Origin of the sequence: Nonlabens dokdonensis DSW-6 (genome assembly GCF_000332115.1) — a bacterium.
GTDB classification, from domain to species: domain Bacteria; phylum Bacteroidota; class Bacteroidia; order Flavobacteriales; family Flavobacteriaceae; genus Nonlabens; species Nonlabens dokdonensis.
Genome location: NC_020156.1, coordinates 1,263,024 through 1,282,615 on the forward strand (window position 1 = coordinate 1,263,024; position 19,592 = coordinate 1,282,615).

Below are 19,592 nucleotides of genomic sequence, written 5' to 3' on the forward strand. Positions count from 1 at the left end.
AACCACTATGAAAGCAAATTTGAATATTCTTTTAGTAGTGGTTTTTTTGTGTTCCGCTTTTGTACCGCAACAAGTGCGGCATAAACTTCCCGTTGGGAAAGCGCAATTAAAACCAAACACCTGCTATTTTATAAATGCTGAAAATGGCTTAAATCTTAGAGAAGGACCAAGTGTGAATCATAAGATTATTGATAAATTCACCTATGGTGCTCAAGTGAAGGTTATTGAAAATGTTCCATCTGTTGGGAAGACTTTTGTAATGGATGATGGTAAAAAAGTATACGGAAGTTGGGTGCGTGTAGAACCTACTTTTAATTATAATTACTATAGTAAAACAAAACTATATCTTTTTGATGCGTATTTGAGCAAGCACCTGACTACAATTCCATCGCAAAGTCTTCATAATTTTGTAGAGCTTTATGATAGCGCCGCTCATGATGATTATACACCTAAGACTGGTGTTTCTTCAAGAAGAGAAATGGATCGTGGTTGTGATGTACGTTATGAATACAATCCAGCAGCAAAGGAAGCACTCAAAGATATTATTCAGTTTGAGGTAGTGAATAAAGAAGATTATATCCATCAAAAAATTATAGGTAATTATGAGATTGACACTACATGGCAGCCCAAAAAATTTAAGTTAGAAAACGAATACCGACCTGTAGAATGGGAACAATATTATTTACCTCTCAATAAAGGTAAGGATTCTGTTTTGATAAAAGACCATTTAGGAGAATGGGCTTCAAAAACAGAATATTTCGGTCAGATAGATGAGTTAGACAGTTATTTGATTTCTGGTTTTGTAGAAGATGCAGAGGTCATTCTGGTAAATCGTACTACAGGCAAAAAGTCTGTTTTATCAAGTGGATTTCCTTCTATTTCTCCTAATGGCGAATACTTGATTGCCGAATATCATAATGGTTTTGATAATACTACCTATTTCAGTTTAGGAGAATTTGATGAAGAAGCAATGCCACAAGGTTATTTCATCAGTTTTTCCAGTTGGATTACTGCTGGCGATTTCTTTTGGATTGCAGAGAATGAATTCATTATGGGCGTTTTACCTATGGATAGTATCTTTAGAAACCCTGCCTCCAGTAGTATGTCTAAAGCTATATACTTGAAAGGAACGATTCAGTTTTAAATTGTTTCTTCTATTTTGTCAAGTGGTTTGGAATATCTCTGCTGCCGTGGAGGATTCTAGTGATTATGATGAGATCATCATTTTGTATATGGTAGAATATCATATGCGATTGATACGGAAAAGCATATAGGTTTTTTGCAATATGCTTTCGTAATGTTCCCATATTATGATGCCGTTCGATAGATTTGAAAACGTCCTCCATCTCCATTAAATATAGAATAGTTCTTTCCAGCCCAAATTCTTGAATGGAAAATTCATAGATTTCATTAATATCCCACTGGGCAACTTCTGAAACAATGTAACCCATTTACGCACTAGCTTTTTCAGATAGTTTGCGCTCTAAAAATTCTTTCATTGAAAATTCCGTGGCAGGCGCATCAATCCCCTTTTGAATTTCAGCTTTTAACCAAGCTAATTTTCTATCATATTCTTCAGAATGTGCACGCAACGCTTCCCTCACTACCTCACTAGCATTTTTATAATCGCCAGATTTTACTAAGTCTTTGATGTATTTTTCTTGCTTTTCTGTAAAGGAAATGTTCATAATACGTTCATTTATGTCCAAATATAACATAAATGGACATTTTTAAAATTATTGAATGTGATAAAACTGTCTTAACTTGTGAGTTCAAATTATAATTATGAAACTGCAATTTACATTATTACTTGTTTTAAGTCTCGCTTTCGCGAAAGCGCAAACCACATACATACACGCAGGTCACCTTCTAGATACCGAAAAAGGAAAATGGATGGAACAAATGACCGTTACCATTGAGAACGGAGAAGTTCAAAGTGTAGAAAATGGATATAGAACTATTCCATCTGATGCAGATTATTATGACCTAAAAGATAAATGGGTCATGCCAGGTTTTACGGATATGCACGTTCACATGGAAACAGAATACAATCCGCATGCTTATGTGCAAAAATATGTGGATGATCCAGCAGATGTTGCTTATGATTCTGTAAAATATGCTGAGATCACATTGCTATCTGGTTTTACCACCGTTAGAGATTTGGGCGGTAGCGGAATTAATATTTCGCTACGCGATGCTATTAACAAAGGAAAAGTACCTGGCCCAAGAATTTTCACAGCTGGAAAGTCCATCGCAACAACCGGCGGTCATGCCGATCCTACAAATGGTTCTAATCAAAAATTAATGGGCGATCCAGGACCAAGAGAAGGCGTGGCAAATAGCCCAGCAGAAGGAAGAGAAGCCGTAAGACATCGTTATAAAAATGGTGCAGACTGTATTAAAATCACCGCGACTGGTGGCGTACTGAGTGTTGCAAAAAATGGGAGCAATCCGCAATTTACTGTTGCAGAGATTAAAGCGATTACAGAAACAGCAAATGATTATGGTTTTCATGTGGCAGCACATGCTCATGGAGATGAAGGAATGTACCGTGCTGTAGAAGGTGGCGTTAATACCATTGAACATGGTACTTATATGAGTGAACGTACTATGGAATTAATGATAAAGAAAAATTGCTATCTCGTTCCTACGATCACCGCAGGAAAAGAAGTAGCACAAAAAGCCGAAGTTGAAGGGTTTTACCCAGAAATTGTAGTTCCTAAAGCGAGAACTGTAGGACCGCAAATCCAAGGAACATTTGCAAGAGCTTATAAAAAAGGAGTACCTATTGTTTTTGGAACTGACGCAGGTGTTTTTGCTCACGGGCAGAATGCAAAAGAATTTGGTTTTATGAACGAAGCTGGAATGCCAGTTATGGAAACCTTGCAAAGTGCCACCATCACACCAGCAAAAATCTTAAAACTAGAAAATAAAATAGGTCAAGTAAAAAAAGGCTTTTATGCAGATATTATTGCTGTATCAGAGAATCCAGAAAAGAATGTGACTGTTCTAGAAAAAATGGATTTTGTTATGAAGGATGGAGTGGTTTATAAGAGGTGATATCTCAGCCTTAAAAGGTCAGTTTCTTCACGGTAAATCTTAACGAATCATTTATTAGAAATCTATCGTTTAGAAGCAGAGTTTTAATAAACGAAAGACTAAAAACTTCCACCCTTTAGGGTTGGGGAAAGAAGTTTTGGAGTTAATATTTACAATTTTTATTAGCTAAGGAAGTTTTAAAAACCACAAAAGCCGAAACCTTTACCCCAACCCTAAAGGGTGAGGTTTCTATATCTTCAATAATATGAAAAAAGAAGAAATCGATTATCTGAAAATTGAAGGGATGTTTGCTGGAGCAACTGCTGAAGTTAGAAAATTTGCGATACAACTACGAGCAAATACTACCGAGTCTGAAAATAAACTATGGGATTATTTAAAGACAAAACCAAATGGTTTAAAATTCAGGAGGCAGCATCCTTTTAACTTATATATACTTGATTTTTATTGTCATAAATTAAGGTTAGCAATAGAAATTGACGGCGGCTATCACTTTACAAGACTACAACAAGAAAAGGATAGAGATAGAACTCTAGAAATTTCAAAGTATAAAGTTGACGTAATCCGATTCACAGATATTGAAGTTATAGATGATTATCCAAATGTCATCGATAAGATCGACTCCGTTATAAAGGAAAGGCTGAAAACTTCCAACCTTTAAGGTTGGTGAAAGAGTTTTTGGGATTGACATTTGCAATTTTTACTTGTTTAGAAAGTTTTGGAATCTAAAAAAACCGAACCTTTTTCCCCAACCGTAAAGAGTGAGTTTTCCGCAAAAAATCATATTATAAACAAAAAGAGCTGTTTTCGAATGAAAACAGCTCTTTTTTTTATGAATTACCTTATCTATATGGCGATGCGATTTACTAGAGCTTATAGCTTAAAATTACTTTTTTAACAACAGTATTTTTACCGTTGCTTACATTCAATAGATAGAGACCGTTTGTTAAGCTAGATAGATTATCTATAGTAACTACACCATTTGAAATGCTGTCAAACTCTCTAGCAATTACTTTTTGACCTAAAGTATTAAATAGTGTTACTTCTACCTTTCCTTCAGTAACTATTCCTAAATAGATATTAAGTAAATCACCATTTACAGGATTAGGGAATATGCTAACTGCGTCGTTAAATGAAAGTTCTTCATTTCCTAAAGTACTCATCTGGAATTCTATCTGGAATCTAGAAGGATTAATACTTTGTGCATTATTCAAATCTACTGTAAAATTATATGCGGTAGAACTATTTTGTACAAGCTCTGTGATGTTTCCTGTAAGATTATCTTTTAAATAAACAGTAAACCCTGGCAATACGTCTAAGGTTGCGTTAATAGTATAGGCTGTGGTTAAGTAATTAGTGACACTCAATCCTATTACTTCATTTACTGTAGGTAATGTTCTACTATCAACTGATAGCAACTCACCTGTAGTCTTTGCAATTGACATGTTCACATTTAATCCATCAAGCTTTACCGCATCATTGACATCAATATTTAAATTGTGAGAGTTATCGAAGTCTATATAAAGACCATCACTCTCTGATAGGCCATTATTAAAACGGCTGGTTTGATATAATTTCAGTCGTAGAGCCTGTGTCAATGGTGTGGTGTTAAAAACTCCTCCGTTGTTATTTCCAGACACTTTATTTGCCTCATTTATAGTAACTGATGAAGATCCCGCAGCGTCTGCCAAGAAAACTGCTTGTCCTGCATCAAGTACATTAGTTGCAACACCTGCAGTTCCCATTCCCGTAGTCATATTGATTGTAGAATATCCGCCTCTTGTTCCTAGGTTAGGATCCCAGTAATACATAAATGAAGTAGTTCCTGTTGCTGTGCCTACCATAGAGACTTTAGACTGGAATGGATTTGCAAGAGCAAAGAATTGACCTGCGGCAATTCCAGGTGTAACTGTCATGGATCCTGTTCTTAAAGTACCTGTTGCTCTTAATGTAGTTGCAGTATGAGTAGCGTTATTGATTGATAGGTCCGTAGTTCTATCTCCGCGCACAAACAAACGATAGTAGTCTCCTGTATTTAATACTTGAGTATGTGTGTTATTTATGCTTGTCCATGATTGATTTGCTGCATCCCAAGTAAACATGCTGTTATTACCAGAAAGAGTTTCATCAAGACCAGTAGTAGTATTTACAGTTCCAACAGTTCCTGATATTTGAACGCCAAATCCTGTAGCATTACTTCCAGATTCTTGCCAGCTATCAAATACCGTAGGTCCAGAAACTGTAGACCCTATAAACCTATACGCTCTGTTACCAGCAGGAATATAACGTTGAACATTAACATTTCCAGTAATAGATCCAGGATCTACTTGATCAACTCGTGCTGTTCCTAAAGCATTTGATGCTAATGTTATATTACCGTTTGCGTTTAGAGAACCTCCAGAGATAACGTCTAGTTGTTTAGAAACAATTTGTGTCCCATTAACTATAGCAACGCCACTTGCTCCTACGGTTAGATTAGTCATAGATCCAGTTCCTGTTACAACAGCTGTGGCGCTGTTTAAAATAACTTGACTTGATCCAGAAATTGCGCCGTTATTAACTACATTTCCAGTAACCATAATATTACCATTATCTGCTTCAATAGAAGCGCCAGACTCAATCGTTAAATTTGCTACGCTTATACCACTTGATAATGACGCCATACTACCAGATTGTACGATCATATTATCTGAAGATGTAATTGCTCCTTCTGGTGTATTGTTCCACACAGAGCCATTCCAAACGTATGTTACGTTATCACTTAAAATAGTTTGCCAACTACCTCTTCCATAAGTCGCAGCTCTAAGGATTCCAGTTGTAGGTGTAGGATAATAAATTTCTAAATCAGTCACTGCACATTTTGGTAAATCCGTTAAATACGGCACGGCTGAAGTCATTAAATTATCAACTGCATAAACTCCTATATCAGCCCCTATATATACTTCGTCATTAACACTATTTTTTCGATAGACGATTGTATTCATAGGAATATTAGGCAATCCATTGGAAACATTTACCCAAGTAGTACCACCATCTGTCGTTTTATACACTTTTTCTCCTGCAGCATATCCTGAAAATACCACCCAGACTTTTGATGCATCGGTATTTGAAACCGCCAAGTTTTTTAATTTAGCAGATGCGACTGGTAATCCACTTGTTATATTCGACCATGTTGATCCAGAATTTGTTGATTTTGAAATAACATTATCTTTAATAACATAAATGGTACTTGTATTGCTTGGAGCTATTTCAAATCTTAAAATGTTTTTATCTATTGGTGTTGGTGCTGTTGTTCCAGTTTTTGAAGCTGTTGGATTTGCAGTAAACCAATCGTTTGAAACATATAAATCCTTTCCGCTTCCAATATAAATCTTGTCTATATCTACAGGATCTTGTTTAATAGGTGTAAACCAATCTCCACTAGGTAAAGCAGGCGTAAAGGTTAAATTACTAGTGGTTGTTCCACCATCAGTGGATATAAAGAAAGATCCATTTACTGTAGATGATATTAAAACATTATCATTAGAGCGATCAACAAAACCATCTTCACCATCACCACCGCTTAACACAGACCAAGACCCTGAATTATATTTTAATGAACCGATATCTTGCAATCCAGCAAAGAAAAAGTTCGGACTTAATGAAGACAAAGCGATATTTGTTTGTTGACTAACTGCAATGTTATTCGTCATATCAGTCCAAGTTACACCATCATCAGTCGTTTTTGATACGCCACCATCACAAGTCGTAAAAAAGGTAGTATTACTGCCTGGCATATATGCGATATATTGAATGTCAGCATGAATATAAGGCTCTGGTTCTGAATTTTGTCCAGGATATGCTGGATTTGCTCCTAACCAATAGGTAATACGTGTCCAATTTACTCCTCCATCTGTAGATTGCCATTGATTAATACCACCAATGGTTACTTTGTCTTCATTTACTGGAGAAACTGCGATTGCAAGATCATGAAATGCTTGTCCACCTACTGAAGCAGCAGTTGGGTTAGCACTTGAATGTAAGATGTTTGGTGTTGAAGCTGTGGATTGTTTTACGAAAGTATCTCCACTATCAGTAGAGCGATAAAAGCCTTCAAATCCTTGATCACTACTTTTACCTATAATAGCATACACATAACTATTATCCGCAGCTGTTACCGCCATTTCAATTCGCTCAACATCAGCAGCATTAGGTAAGTCTACTGAAGTATTAGCTACCCAATTAATACCACCATCGGTAGACTTATAAATTTGACTACCTGCAGCATAAGCAATTGTAGAACTTCCTGGCTTGTATTTTACATCAGATAAAGGGTCAAATATAGTTTGCGTTTCAAAGCTATCCCAACCATCTATTGTTCTAAAAATACCTCCATCGGTAGAGATCATCATAACTAAAGGGTTGTTAGGGTCCATAACTATTTTAGATATTCTGTAATTATCAGATACCGTCCATACTAATCCTGTCGTGTTCCAATTAGCTCCGCCATCTGTAGATTTCAGAACACCAATACTTCGTCTATCGCTTTCTCTATCGCCAGTTGCTAAATACATTAAATTAGGATTAGTAGGATGAATTACTAAACCTGAGCAACCTATAATTGACAAGTAATCTGTATTTGTTGTCCAAGATGTACCGCCATTAGTTGATTTCCATAAACCGCCGTCAGGAGCACCTACGTACATTGTTGTTGATGGACTAATGGGATCAAAGGTTATAAAATTTATTCGTCCAGAACCAGCATCATAACCTGAAGCTACAGAACCTTGATTTAAAGTTGTCCAGCTAGATGTAGCCGCAATAGTTTTCATCTGGTTATTGGCATTATTAGCAAACTCGCTATTGTAACGTTGTTGCCATGCAATAAAATTAGGATAGGTGTTAGAAGGTAAAGACAAATCTCCAGAAGGGTACACTTTATCTTCTATTTGATTCTCCCAACGTTTAAATATTTTATAGCCTTGACCTTTTTCTGGAGTCTTGTTTGACCAATAATTATTAAATTCAGTTTGAAGCTCATAAAAGGATTTTTCGCTAGCTGCCATCTTCGACCAGCTTTTATCGTTTTGAGAGAACATCAACATGGAGAGTAACAATGCTAATGCAGTTATATACTTATGTTTCATAGCTTTATTTTAAAAAAATTGAGGCTACAAATGTAAATAAGTATTAAGAAAGCATTAACAAAAAGACTACGCAAGTACTACTCATAAATAAATTTACTCTTACTTAGAAATTATTTATAATGTTGATTTTCAAGAAAATGATTCTTTTAAATAATCACTTAACTTCATATTCTTCTGTTTTAGATTAAGTTTTGAACTGATTCTATACCTTTTACTTTCCACAGCTCTGACAGAAGAATTTGTAAATGAACTGATTTCTTTATTGGTAAAATCCATAAACAAATAGTAGCATATAATTTTTTCTGATGAATTTAGTTTTGGATGTTTTGTGGAAAGTTGATTGAAAAAGTCTACGTTAAGATCATTTATTAAATTTAAATGATCTTCTCCACTCGAAAATAGCGTTGAAGAGTTTAATTGAATCTTTTTGTACAACTCTTTGACTCTGTTTTGTTGCTCCTTTAATTCAGAAATAGCTGCAATATTTTTTATTTCTATTTTTATTTCTGAAAGATAACCTTCGATCCCTTTTACCTTTGCTTTTAATTTCTCGTGATTATCTTTTAAATAGGCAAATTCATCTTTGTTTTTTTTGAAGTTTCGAATTATTTGTTTAGTTTTTTTATTCTTAATTAGATAAAAACCTAAACCTATAAGTAAAACTGCAGAAAGCGATATGGCCCATGTTTTAGTTAATTCTTTTTTTCTTTTTTCAACATTTAGTTCATTTTCAGATTGCAGTAACACATCTCCGATAAGTAAACTAGCATCCATTGTTTTTCTCAACACATTATCTTCTAAGAAGCGCAAAGAATCTATGTAATTGTTTTTGGATTGGTAATTCTTTTCGTAATCAAAATAGTCTGCGTAAAGATTAAAATAGTTTCTTTTATCTTCATCAGTCATAGCGTCTTTAACCCTTTTTGATTTATTAAGATAAAAAAGGGTGGAGTCCATCGCTTTATCATTGAAATGAAATTCCGCAAAGTCTCCATAAAGAGTCGCTAAATGTGAATTATACAATGCAGGTGTTATACTAGTATCAGCCTTCAAGTTTTTAAGGTTGTTGAAATAAACGTGAGCTTCTGTAAGATTGTCTAATTCAAGATAATTAGATGTTATTAAAAACAAGCCGTACAATTGATAATAACCATCGTCTTTGAAACTTTTATAATGTTCTAAATTATCGAGTAATATGTTATTACTATTGATAAAGTTTCCCTTGTTCAATTCATCTAAAGCTTCCATTTGAGTAACTTCCGCTAGTCCTTGTCTATTATCAGCCAAAGTATAATAGTCATGAGCTTTATCTAAAAAGTGATATGCACTAGAATCTTTTTTTCTAATGTAGGCGCTGTAAAATAATTCTAAAGAAGCCCAACCAGCTAGGTCGTAATTATTCTCTAGCTCAGCATATTTTAATGTCAAAATACTATTTTGATATTGTTTAGCGTCTTCCTCATTTTTTGAATTGATCAATACTTTTAACTCATAATAACAAGCTATATGTCCTTTTATGCTTTCACTTAAAGGTTTAGGGATAGAATCTAAATATTGTTGAGCAATGAAGTGATTAGAATCAATTGTATTACTCGCTGAGTCTAAAAACTTTTCACCATGAGAAGTCTGCGCATTAATAGTAATAACACCCACTAAGTTTAAAAAAAATAATACAATGACTTGATATAGTTTCACTAATTGCAAGGTATACTTGAAAGACGTTAAAAATATAAAACGGATAGTTATAAGCCTAATTTATCACCATACAAGATTATAAAAGTCTTATTTAGTAATGTCAATAACCTTAAAGCAAATTACTACTAGAATTTTAAAACAATACCAATAAACTTACAACGCACTGTGATTCTTAAAACCTTTCTCTTCAAGATATTTCACGTATTCATGTGTATTTACTGTAGCTTTTAAATCATGTAAAAGATTGTACAGCCCAAAAAACGTCCGGTTAATATACAAAAAGTGTTTACTACCACGATTACCATTCATTTTGCGCAATTCTTTGTCGTTGCTGTATTTTTCACTAAGTGAAGAAATTTCATCCCAAAAACCTGGGTCTGAAAAGTCAAATGTCTTCTCTTGAAAAGGCTTTGTGAATAAACTTAGCATTTCATGAAACAACGCGCTGAAATAGGTAATTTCTTTTTCGCTATCGTCATCTCTAAGAATTTCTAATAAGAATAATTTCTCTTTGAAAGTTGCTGGATCATTAATATTTTCTGGAATCGCAAGCTCAAAATACGGCTGGTAAAATTCGTCAACAATTTCTTTTATACAACCAAAGTCAATGGCTATTAATTCATGATCTTTTGAAATCAAGAAATTTCCAGGGTGAGGATCTGCATGAACGGCTTTAAGACCGTGCATTTGAAACATGTAGAAGTCCCAAAGTGTTTGTCCTAATTTATTTCCAGTTTCTGCAGAGAAATCTGTTTTTGCAAACTCGCTTAGATGCTGCCCAGTCATCCAGTCCATGGTAATAATACGCTTGCTGGATAGCTCTGGATAGTATTTAGGGAATTTAAGGTTAGGGATATGTGAACAAGCTTCTGTAATTTCTACACTTTGTTTTACCTCAAGCGTATAATCTGTTTCTTCAGTTAATTTATCTTCAACTTCAGAAAAATATCTTTTGGAATCATCACCTTTAAGATTGAACATTTTAATGGCTATAGGTTTTACCATCGCAAGATCGCTACCTATTGATTCTGCCACACCAGGATATTGAATTTTTACAGCTAGTTCCTTTCCATCTTTAGTGGCTCTGTGCACTTGACCTATGCTCGCCGCATTTACTGAGTCTTTCGAGAATGTATCATAGATTTCTTCTGGAAAAGCTCCTTGATATTTTTTGAATGTCTTCCTTACTAGTGGTGCTGAAAGTGGCGGCACACTAAATTGCGCCAAGCTAAATTTCTCTACATAAGCGCCAGGCAACAAGCTCTTATCCATAGAAAGCATTTGCGCTACTTTAAGTGCGCTACCTTTTAAACTCTTTAGTCCATCATAAATATCAGTCGCATTATCTTCATCGAGTGAAGAGCGGTCCATTGACGGATTTACTGCCTTTTTAGAATAATATTTTAGATAATTCGCACCTATTTTAGCTCCAGTTTTCACTAGTTCTGTGGTGCGTCCTATTTTACTGGTAGGTATTTTGTCTAGTGTTTTCATAGCTTGATAGTAATCTCGCTTTTGCGAAAGCGGAAATACAATAACTCTATTATTTCAGCCTATTTTAGTTTAAATTTAAACTTAGATTTAAGTTTAATTACGCCATACGTTCTTTCCACAAGAACTTTCCAAAATCAAATACAGCGTCCAAAGGAGTATTATCAAATACATCAAAGATGGTATTCACCGATTTCTCAATAGCCATATCGGTTTTTTCAAATCCTGCACTGTCATCTTCCATCCAGAATTTTATTAAGAACAACATTTGTACCCAAGCGCCTTCGCTATAAATCGTTTCAGAACGTTCTAGCAAAATATTAGACTTGTCTTCATTGCGTTGCATGATTAAATCTTTAGCAAAATTCTTTACGTGTTTACGCAAGCCTTTTAATTGCTCCATTTTAGACATCATGTGCTGATTTTCTTTCAATGTGTAGAGCACATAACTTCTATTAAGCGTCAATAATTCAAAAAATGTATAGAAGAAGGTGAGCATTTTCTCACGGTTTGAGAAATGAGCATAATCCTCGTTTTTATGAGCGACATCCATTGTCATCGTGAAAAATGTGTTCCAAATATCTTTGCGCAAACCATCAAAACTACCGAAGAACTGGTAAAACTCTTGCTCTGACATGTTATTGTCTTTGGCAAATTTGTAAACAGATTTAGGAGTCTTCTCGTGTTCAAGAACATAATCCATATAAGCCGTAAGGATATCGTGCTTTGTAATTTCTTTCTTAGCTGTTTCCTTTTTAGTTGTCTTTTTTGCTGGTGTTTTTTTAGTCGTTGCCATAACCTTAATAATTTAATGTAAAGATACGATCTGTTTAACTTATTGCGACATATGTTTAAACAAAAGTATGTTAAGGTTTAGTCGTTATTTTTAAGGGAAACTTAATAGTGACATCATCAATTCTATACTATTTATTTAAGCAATTGGACACTCAAACCAATAAAATTATGCTGGTGATAGAATTAAGGATGTTTTATATTTGTTAGCACAACTTAATCACCAGCTCCTGATGTTCTTCACATCTATTCTTAATAAAGCACACTTTACTGATCAACTTAATATTATGCTGGTTGTAGTAGCTGCTATACTGGCTTACCTTTTTCCATTAGAGCTTTTTATTTTATCCTATACTTTACTAGGTCCATTACATTACGTAACTGAAATTAATTGGCTTCATGAAAAAAGTTACTTTTTTACTAAGAAAAAGACCATCTGGTTAACAATAGGTGTGACTGCATCTCTAATACTATTTGTTCCTAAATTATTTCTTTATTATGAGAATAGTGATACCACTTTAAGCGCTATCATGATTTTTATCAATGAATGGTCCAACAGTGTTATTTTTATAACGCTTATGCTAGCAGTAGCCTATCAATTTGTTTCTTCAAGGATCTCTTGGGCAATCATTGTTATTTTTAGTATAATAGGAGCTATTTACTTAAAAAATGTAGAGCATTACAAATTACTAGTAGGTGTATTTGTACCTACTATCATCCACGTCTATTTATTTACAATGATTTTCATGTTGTACGGAGCTAAAAAATCAAAAAGTATTTACGGTTATATTTCTGTAGCTCTAGTCATATTAATTCCTGCAATAATTATAAACTTAGAATTAACTCGAGGCGCTTACCTTTTTAGCGATACATGGAAGGAATTGTATCTAGAAAATGATTTTCATGTTTTGCCGGTAATTCTCTCTAAATTTTTGGGTATGACCGATGGAACAGAGTTCTATTTTTATGAATCGATCTGGCTCAAATTCATGATGTTTATTTCATTTATTTATTGCTACCATTATCTCAACTGGTTTTCTAAAACGACCGTAATTAAATGGCATAATTTGCTCAATAAGAAAAAGATAATTGCGATTGCGGTAATGTGGATTACGGTAATCTTGCTCTACTGGTTTGATTTTGGCCTAGGGTTATTAGTCTCCTTATTCCTAGGTTTTATACACGTTATCCTAGAGTTTCCTTTAAATATGTTCAGTCTCAAAAAGCTTTTCTACTAGACATATCAATAGATTATTTCAAAATCAAGCAGAGTTATGGTTTTATTTTTTAGCGATTACAAAAAAATCTAGCAGACCAGCGCTGGACTGTATATGATCTATTTTATAATCCTCGGTTTTTGAAACATACTTTTCCTTTTTTGAAATACGTATACGATTGTATCTATTTGCCCACTCGTAACCAAAATGCTGTATAAATTTAGGAAGCTTTAAATATTGTTTTATTAGAAAGGTATTTTTAATCTTATTACTCATCTTTAAGCTTCGTAAATGATAATTATAAGATGCCTCATTAGCAAAAACACCTTTGAATTGTATGTTTTTAAAAACGCCTTTAAACAGAGACTGAAGATCGTCTTGATTGTACTCTCTATAATGCCATGGATTAACACCTGAAGACTCCTCTTTGTTAGGAGTCGTTAGAAATAATGCTCCATTATCATTCAGCAAATCAAACAGGTGCTTAATAAGCTCAAAATCTCGTTCAATATGTTCCAAAAACTGAAAACATAAAATTGTATCGTACTTTACTGAAGTGCTTAGTTTTTGATCTGGTAAGAAAGCTTTCACCTGCTTTATCGCATCAAAATTATTTAGGGATTTATTTTTGTTAAAAAGATGTAAGTTTTTATCTACAACGGTGAGACTACTTGTTTGATCTATATAAAATTTTATTCCATCTCCAGAGCCAACTCCGATTTCAAGCGTGCTACCTAAGTGATAATCTTGTAACGCTACATAAGCTGCAAGACACCTATTAAGTATGGGTTGATCAGTTTTATGTTGACTAGACGCTACTTCTGTACTAAATATCATTTAAAATGGAGTTTTTCCACTCGAGATAATCTGTATTAACTTTTTGAATTTTACTTAGATTATTTTGAATATAAGTTGGGTTAATCTTGTTGTAATTTACTAACATTTGATCAAGTAAATTCACTTTTGATTCTGCCGCTTCAAGGGTGAGTTGTCTATTCATCGGGCTTTTTTTTTCGATCATCCATTCTACTAGCATAATATTTTGTTCAATACTATTTTCCATTAATTCAAAAGCACTCTTGTTTTCTTTTAATTCATATAATCTTGCTGCGATATTAAATGCATTACCATCTTTAGGCAAGTCAAACTTATCATAAAAAAGATCTACATTTTTAGAGAGTTGATTAGCTAAATCAATTTGTTCATTTTTAATTAATTGGTTAGTTAAGTAATTTGCTTTTTTAATATAGAAATCAAGCAAAATGTTCATTTCTTGAGAATTCATACCATGGACATCAGAGGCTTTGAAGGAAAGTAAATTCAGAGCTCTATCTTTTAAATCAACTTTATTATCATCAACTAATAAGTATGGTGATGACATTCCTTGCTCTACAAATATCTTATTATCAATTGCCCAATTGGACTGAAGAAAAAGTTTTTGCTTATCGTTTAGTAAGGAAAGAATAGCAGTTCTTAATAATTCTGAATCTTCATCTACCATGGGCACCACCTCTTTGATGATATTTGTTTCAATTGCCTTTGAAAAAGCAGGGTCTCTTAACGATAAACTATTTAAACTCACTTTTGAAATAATATAATTATAGAGTTGGTTCCTGTAACTATCTAAATGCAAAAGCTCTATATTGATCCATACAACGGATCTATCACTATCTGCAAGCTGATACCAGTAGGGAAAGGTTAAGTTATCTCCATTTGCTAGAACAACACTATTTTCAGGAATACTATCTAAAATCCAGGTAGAAAATGCTTCATTAAAATCTTCGTTACTTTTATTCTGAACTTTAAAATTTTGTAAAACAAAAAGTAAAGTTAGCACTACAGTACTTATGAGAAATACCTTTTTAATTTTGGGAAAAAAATTGCAAAAGCATAAAACTCCTAGCATCGCATAAAATCCACAAATTATGAAGGAAAAAAAACTGATATAATCTCTTTCCCTTACTCTCAAACTACCTGGAGCTGGATTCAAATAAAGTATGATGGCTAATCCAGTTAAGAGAAAGGTAACTCCTAATATAATACCTAAATCCACATTTTTGAAAGAATAAATAATTCCCAAAAAAATGAATAGTAATGGAATACCTAAATAATCTACACTACCTATCTTATAATAACCCTTTAATGGGTTTGAATTGTATAAATAAGAACTTACAGAGTGATTGATATGCGTTCCAGAGTTTTTATGAATATTAGACCTTCCCAAAAAGTTGGTCCCTAGATATCTTAAATACAAGGAGTAAACTTGATAACTCCATGTAAAATGGTGTCCATCATGGCTATTTCTTATGGAGGCGTCATCCCACTTAGGGTATTGAGTTACATCATAATATTTAGTACTATGCATACGTGGAAACCAAATTTCATTACCATTTGTTTTCTCCTTTCCAGTAGCGATGTCTATCTTTTCATTATACTTTTTTCCCAATAAAAAGGGTGTTTTTTGTAAACCAAATTGATTTGCATTTATATGATTTACTAGCGACTCTGTATCAGATATATGATAACCACCTACTTCTGGTGGGCTATTGAGAAATGGCACATACCATAGATAAGAAAACAATGATGCGATAAGAATAGTTGTGGCAATAGCCTTTTTATAATACCATAACACTGCAACTATTAAAATTAATAATATTCCAAGTAGAGGAAACGATAAGTTTTGAGAAATCGCAACATAGTCTTGCAAAAATAAAGCAATGACAACTGCAAATTTTAAAAACAAAGAATGCAAGAAAAGTGTTATTGCTAATAATAAAACGCTCATTAATAAAGACACAAATCTGTTGCTCAGTAAAGCATGGTACTTAGCTTTTCTTATTATAACATAGAAAACTGGAAGCAATATCAATAAATTCAATTTGTGAACTCCTAAACTGAGGAATATTAAAATGCTGACCGATTTAATAAAAAAAGCAGTTGAAATTCTATCAGAATAAAATTGAATAATCATGTAGAGTAGGAGACTGAAAAACATACCGCTCATACTATAAACCTCTACTTCATAAGATAATTCCCAAACTGTCAAATTCAAACCACCAATGCCTACTGCAATAAAACCGTATAACCATGTCTCTTTTAGCACCGCCTTTTTCATGTATGACTCGTGAAGTAACAACGCTGTTTTAAACAAATAAACACTCATTACACACGAGCATAAAATAGAGAGCAAGACAGCTGATTGGTATGGGGTTACAAAGAAAAACACACCTTGAAATATGTTCAAAATTATTATATAAAATGGAGCTCCTGGCGCATGAGTTAATTGAAAATTAGCTCCTGCAAATGCAAACTCCGGACTGTCCCATATTCCCATACTCCACCTTGCAGAAGAAAGTAAAATAATAGCAACTATAGAAAACACCCATAAAGATTTATTCTCTACAAATCTCTTCAGCAAATGTTGATTCATCATTTAATGTTTTTTTAGTTGCATTATCAAAAATAACTATAATGACTCTAGTGCATAATACACATCAATAAATTTCTCAAAGTTTTGATTCTATTACAATCCGACATGATTTTTATTTGAGGTAATTGTTAGCATTCATTTTTTGAAGATTTTTTTCCTCGCTTTCGGGAAAGCGAGATCAACACAAACATCTATTAATCAGTTAAAAGCAATAAAAATTGACGGAAAACACTCATAATTAATTGGCTTACAGTATTTTAATAATTGTAGTCTTTGAAAGATTTGTTTATATTTGATTTTAAATAACCAATCATCATGAGACAAATTACCTTTTTAACCGTCTTTTTTTTACTTCTTTTTACAAGTATAACCTCTTTATCTGCACAAACACTTAACGAATCTTCTGGTACTGGAGCACATATAAATATTACTAGTGGGGATTATAATACAGCCTTTGGAGATAGTGCTGGCTTCTCTTTAACGTCTGGTTCTCAAACAACTTTTTTGGGATATCAAGCTGGTCGGTCAAACACCACAAGTGAATTTATTGCTATAGGTTATCAGGCAGGATATAGCAACACCACAGGTTTTGACAACTTATTTATAGGCTGGCAAGCTGGTTTTTCTAATCTTACAGGAGGTGATAACATCTTTATAGGGTCTGAATCTGGAGAGTTCAACACAACTGGTTATGATAATACTTTCGTAGGTGAAGAGTCTGGATCCCGAAATACCACTGGATATGAAAACGTATTTATAGGTGAGGACGCAGGTTTTTCTAATACCACTGGTTATAGAAATGTTTTTGTAGGTAATGAGGCAGGATTCGACTCAGATACAGGTTTTAGAAACACAGGTGTAGGTGACGAGGCTCTAAGCGATGTAGACAATGGTCAAAGAAACTCAGCTTTTGGTGAGTCTGCTGGGATTGATATAGGTGATGGAAATTTTAATACCATGTTAGGCTCTAGTGCCGGTGTAGCAACAGAATGGGCTGATGCGAATACTTTTGTAGGAGCTTCAGCTGGATGGGATAATAATAGAACTAATTCCACTTCTAATGCTAATAAGAATACTTATGTAGGAGCTGGTACAGGTAGCAGCAATCGTGAAGGAGAAGAGAATGTAGGTATGGGAGCCTTTGCCAGTTTCGGCAGCTCAGGATATTCTGGATTTGAGGCCTTGAATAGCCTATTTGCAGAGGATAATGATTTAATTACTGGAAATAGAACAAATACCAGTCGTACTACATTTATAGGAGCAAATGCAGACGCCGGCAATAATGATGTTACTCTGGTAGGTTACAGTACTCGAGTAGATGGACAGTATGGTGTTGCAATGGGTACAAATACAGATGTTTTAAGTACAGGCTCTATAGGATTAGGATATAATACAACTATCGCTTCTGGTTCTAACAACTCTGTAGGAATCGGTCGTGAGGTAGATATAGACAATCAAGAAACTGTGGCGATAGGTTCTAATACTGTTGCTCAAGCAAATGGTGGTATTGCCATAGGACATCAGGCAACGGTAGATATCACAGGAAATCCGACAGTTTTTACTGGAAATAATATGGCGATAGGGTATGAAGCCTCTGCAACTAATCATAATAGTATCGCCATTGGAGCAACATCTAGTGCTAGCGGTGAGAACGCCATGGCTATAGGGCAAGCGGCTACTGCTCCTAATGATAATACTTTAGTTTTAGGAGGAGCAACTAATCCAGTCTCTGTAGGTATAGGAACAGACACACCTAGCGCATTTGCATCAATGGAACTATCTGGAAATAATAAAGGACTTTTAGTAAACAGATTAACAGATACTGAGATCACCGCATTAGAATCAAATCTAACAGCTGCACAAAAAGGTCTTGTATTATATGACTCAAATAATGATGTGTTCCAAGTTTGGGATGGTACACAATGGCTGTCTGCTATAAATACAGATGATCAAGAGCTTTCTTTAAATGGAAGTAATCTAGGCATCACTAATAGCAGTAATACGGTAGATCTTTCTACCATTAATACAGATAATCAAGCTTTAAGTCTTAATAATAACATGCTGAGTATTACTAATGATAGTAATCCGGTAGATCTATCACCACTTACTGCTGACTTAGAAACGAGAGTCGCGGCTCTTGAAAATGCAACAGGATCAGCTTCTTCAGGAGATATGACGCCGCTATTATTCAATTACCAGTCTGTTATTAGAGATACAGACGGTAACCCTATTAAAAATGATGCAGTAGATGTACGCATTGCTGTGAGAGAAGATGGAGTTACTGGAACGGTTGTGTACAATGAAGAGCATAGTTTGACCAGTTCAGAATATGGAGTTTTGAGTCTTCAAGTAGGTGGAGGAACTTTGTTAAATGGTGATTTTTCTACTATCAATTGGGGAGAACATGAGTATTACCTAGAAATCTCTCTTGACACTGCTCAAACAGGAACTTTTACTACTTTGAGTACGACACAATTATTAAGTGTCCCTTATGCATTACACGCTAGAAGTGCAGATTTCATTACAGGAACTACCGGATCTACTGGATCGAGAGCTGCAAAATCTAGCGCTGATCTAAAAATAGAAAGCCTAGAAAATAAATTAAAAATGCTTGAAGCTAAAATGCAGAAAATTCTAGAAATTAAAAACTAAACTGCTTTGATGGTAAGTTTGATTGGCAATATTGCAACGTCCCTCATCTTAATCAAAGAACTTACCTCTAATCAAATTTTAATAGCACTACCTTGGTGATAAACCTTTAAGTAAAAATCTATTCTATAAACT

13 protein-coding genes are annotated in these 19,592 nt (G+C 34.1%); 5 read left to right on the forward strand and 8 right to left on the reverse strand.

The genetic code is table 11. The features are described from left to right. Positions 1-7 precede the first annotated feature (7 nt). Positions 8-1,144 carry an SH3 domain-containing protein gene (locus tag DDD_RS05530; protein WP_015361798.1) on the forward strand — a complete coding sequence of 379 codons (1,137 nt, stop codon included), beginning with the start codon at positions 8-10 and terminating at the stop codon, positions 1,142-1,144. Between the two features lie 10 nt (positions 1,145-1,154). Here the strand turns inward: DDD_RS05530 and DDD_RS18400 are convergent, their stop codons facing one another. Together DDD_RS18400 and DDD_RS05540 are read right to left on the reverse strand one after the other, a co-directional pair. Continuing rightward, the gene (locus DDD_RS18400; RefSeq protein WP_041566962.1) at positions 1,155-1,451 is read right to left on the reverse strand and encodes a type II toxin-antitoxin system RelE/ParE family toxin; all 297 of its coding nucleotides are present in this window, start codon (positions 1,449-1,451) and stop codon (positions 1,155-1,157) included. Then, positions 1,452-1,688 carry a type II toxin-antitoxin system ParD family antitoxin gene (locus DDD_RS05540; RefSeq protein WP_015361799.1) on the reverse strand — a complete coding sequence of 79 codons (237 nt, stop codon included), beginning with the start codon at positions 1,686-1,688 and terminating at the stop codon, positions 1,452-1,454. Positions 1,689-1,785: 97 nt separating this feature from the next. Between DDD_RS05540 and DDD_RS05545 the strand changes: the two genes are divergently transcribed. Together DDD_RS05545 and DDD_RS05550 are read left to right on the forward strand one after the other, a co-directional pair. Then, on the forward strand, positions 1,786-3,060 hold the full coding sequence (locus DDD_RS05545) for a metal-dependent hydrolase family protein (protein WP_015361800.1): 1,275 nt from the start codon (positions 1,786-1,788) through the stop codon (positions 3,058-3,060). Positions 3,061-3,304: 244 nt separating this feature from the next. Next, positions 3,305-3,718 (forward strand): endonuclease domain-containing protein, encoded by a 414-nt coding sequence (locus DDD_RS05550; protein WP_015361801.1) that lies wholly within the window; start codon positions 3,305-3,307, stop codon positions 3,716-3,718. A gap of 205 nt (positions 3,719-3,923) precedes the next feature. Here the strand turns inward: DDD_RS05550 and DDD_RS05555 are convergent, their stop codons facing one another. The 4 genes from DDD_RS05555 to DDD_RS05570 form a co-directional block, all read right to left on the reverse strand. Then, positions 3,924-8,183, reverse strand: a complete 4,260-nt coding sequence (locus DDD_RS05555) for a T9SS type A sorting domain-containing protein (protein ID WP_015361802.1) — start codon at positions 8,181-8,183, stop codon at positions 3,924-3,926. Positions 8,184-8,312: 129 nt separating this feature from the next. Next, positions 8,313-9,878 carry a helix-turn-helix transcriptional regulator gene (locus DDD_RS05560; RefSeq protein ID WP_146250767.1) on the reverse strand — a complete coding sequence of 522 codons (1,566 nt, stop codon included), beginning with the start codon at positions 9,876-9,878 and terminating at the stop codon, positions 8,313-8,315. Positions 9,879-10,031: 153 nt separating this feature from the next. Continuing rightward, positions 10,032-11,372 (reverse strand): ABC1 kinase family protein, encoded by a 1,341-nt coding sequence (locus DDD_RS05565; protein WP_015361804.1) that lies wholly within the window; start codon positions 11,370-11,372, stop codon positions 10,032-10,034. Between the two features lie 97 nt (positions 11,373-11,469). Then, positions 11,470-12,165 (reverse strand): TetR family transcriptional regulator C-terminal domain-containing protein, encoded by a 696-nt coding sequence (locus DDD_RS05570; protein WP_015361805.1) that lies wholly within the window; start codon positions 12,163-12,165, stop codon positions 11,470-11,472. A gap of 283 nt (positions 12,166-12,448) precedes the next feature. Here DDD_RS05570 and DDD_RS05575 point away from each other — a divergent pair, with 283 nt between their 5' ends. After that, complete coding sequence (locus tag DDD_RS05575; protein ID WP_146250769.1) at positions 12,449-13,399, forward strand: hypothetical protein; 951 nt, start codon at positions 12,449-12,451, stop codon at positions 13,397-13,399. 42 nt (positions 13,400-13,441) lie between these two features. On the opposite strand, the gene DDD_RS05580 is transcribed toward DDD_RS05575, so the two are convergent. Both DDD_RS05580 and DDD_RS05585 read right to left on the reverse strand, forming a co-directional pair. Then, positions 13,442-14,215 (reverse strand): methyltransferase domain-containing protein, encoded by a 774-nt coding sequence (locus DDD_RS05580; protein WP_015361807.1) that lies wholly within the window; start codon positions 14,213-14,215, stop codon positions 13,442-13,444. Continuing rightward, positions 14,205-16,811, reverse strand: coding sequence for a glycosyltransferase family 117 protein (locus DDD_RS05585; protein ID WP_015361808.1), 2,607 nt, complete (start codon positions 16,809-16,811; stop codon positions 14,205-14,207). Before DDD_RS05585 ends, DDD_RS05580 begins: the two co-directional genes overlap by 11 nt. A gap of 312 nt (positions 16,812-17,123) precedes the next feature. Here DDD_RS05585 and DDD_RS05590 point away from each other — a divergent pair, with 312 nt between their 5' ends. After that, positions 17,124-19,460, forward strand: a complete 2,337-nt coding sequence (locus DDD_RS05590; protein WP_015361809.1) for a hemagglutinin family protein — start codon at positions 17,124-17,126, stop codon at positions 19,458-19,460. Positions 19,461-19,592 lie beyond the last annotated feature (132 nt).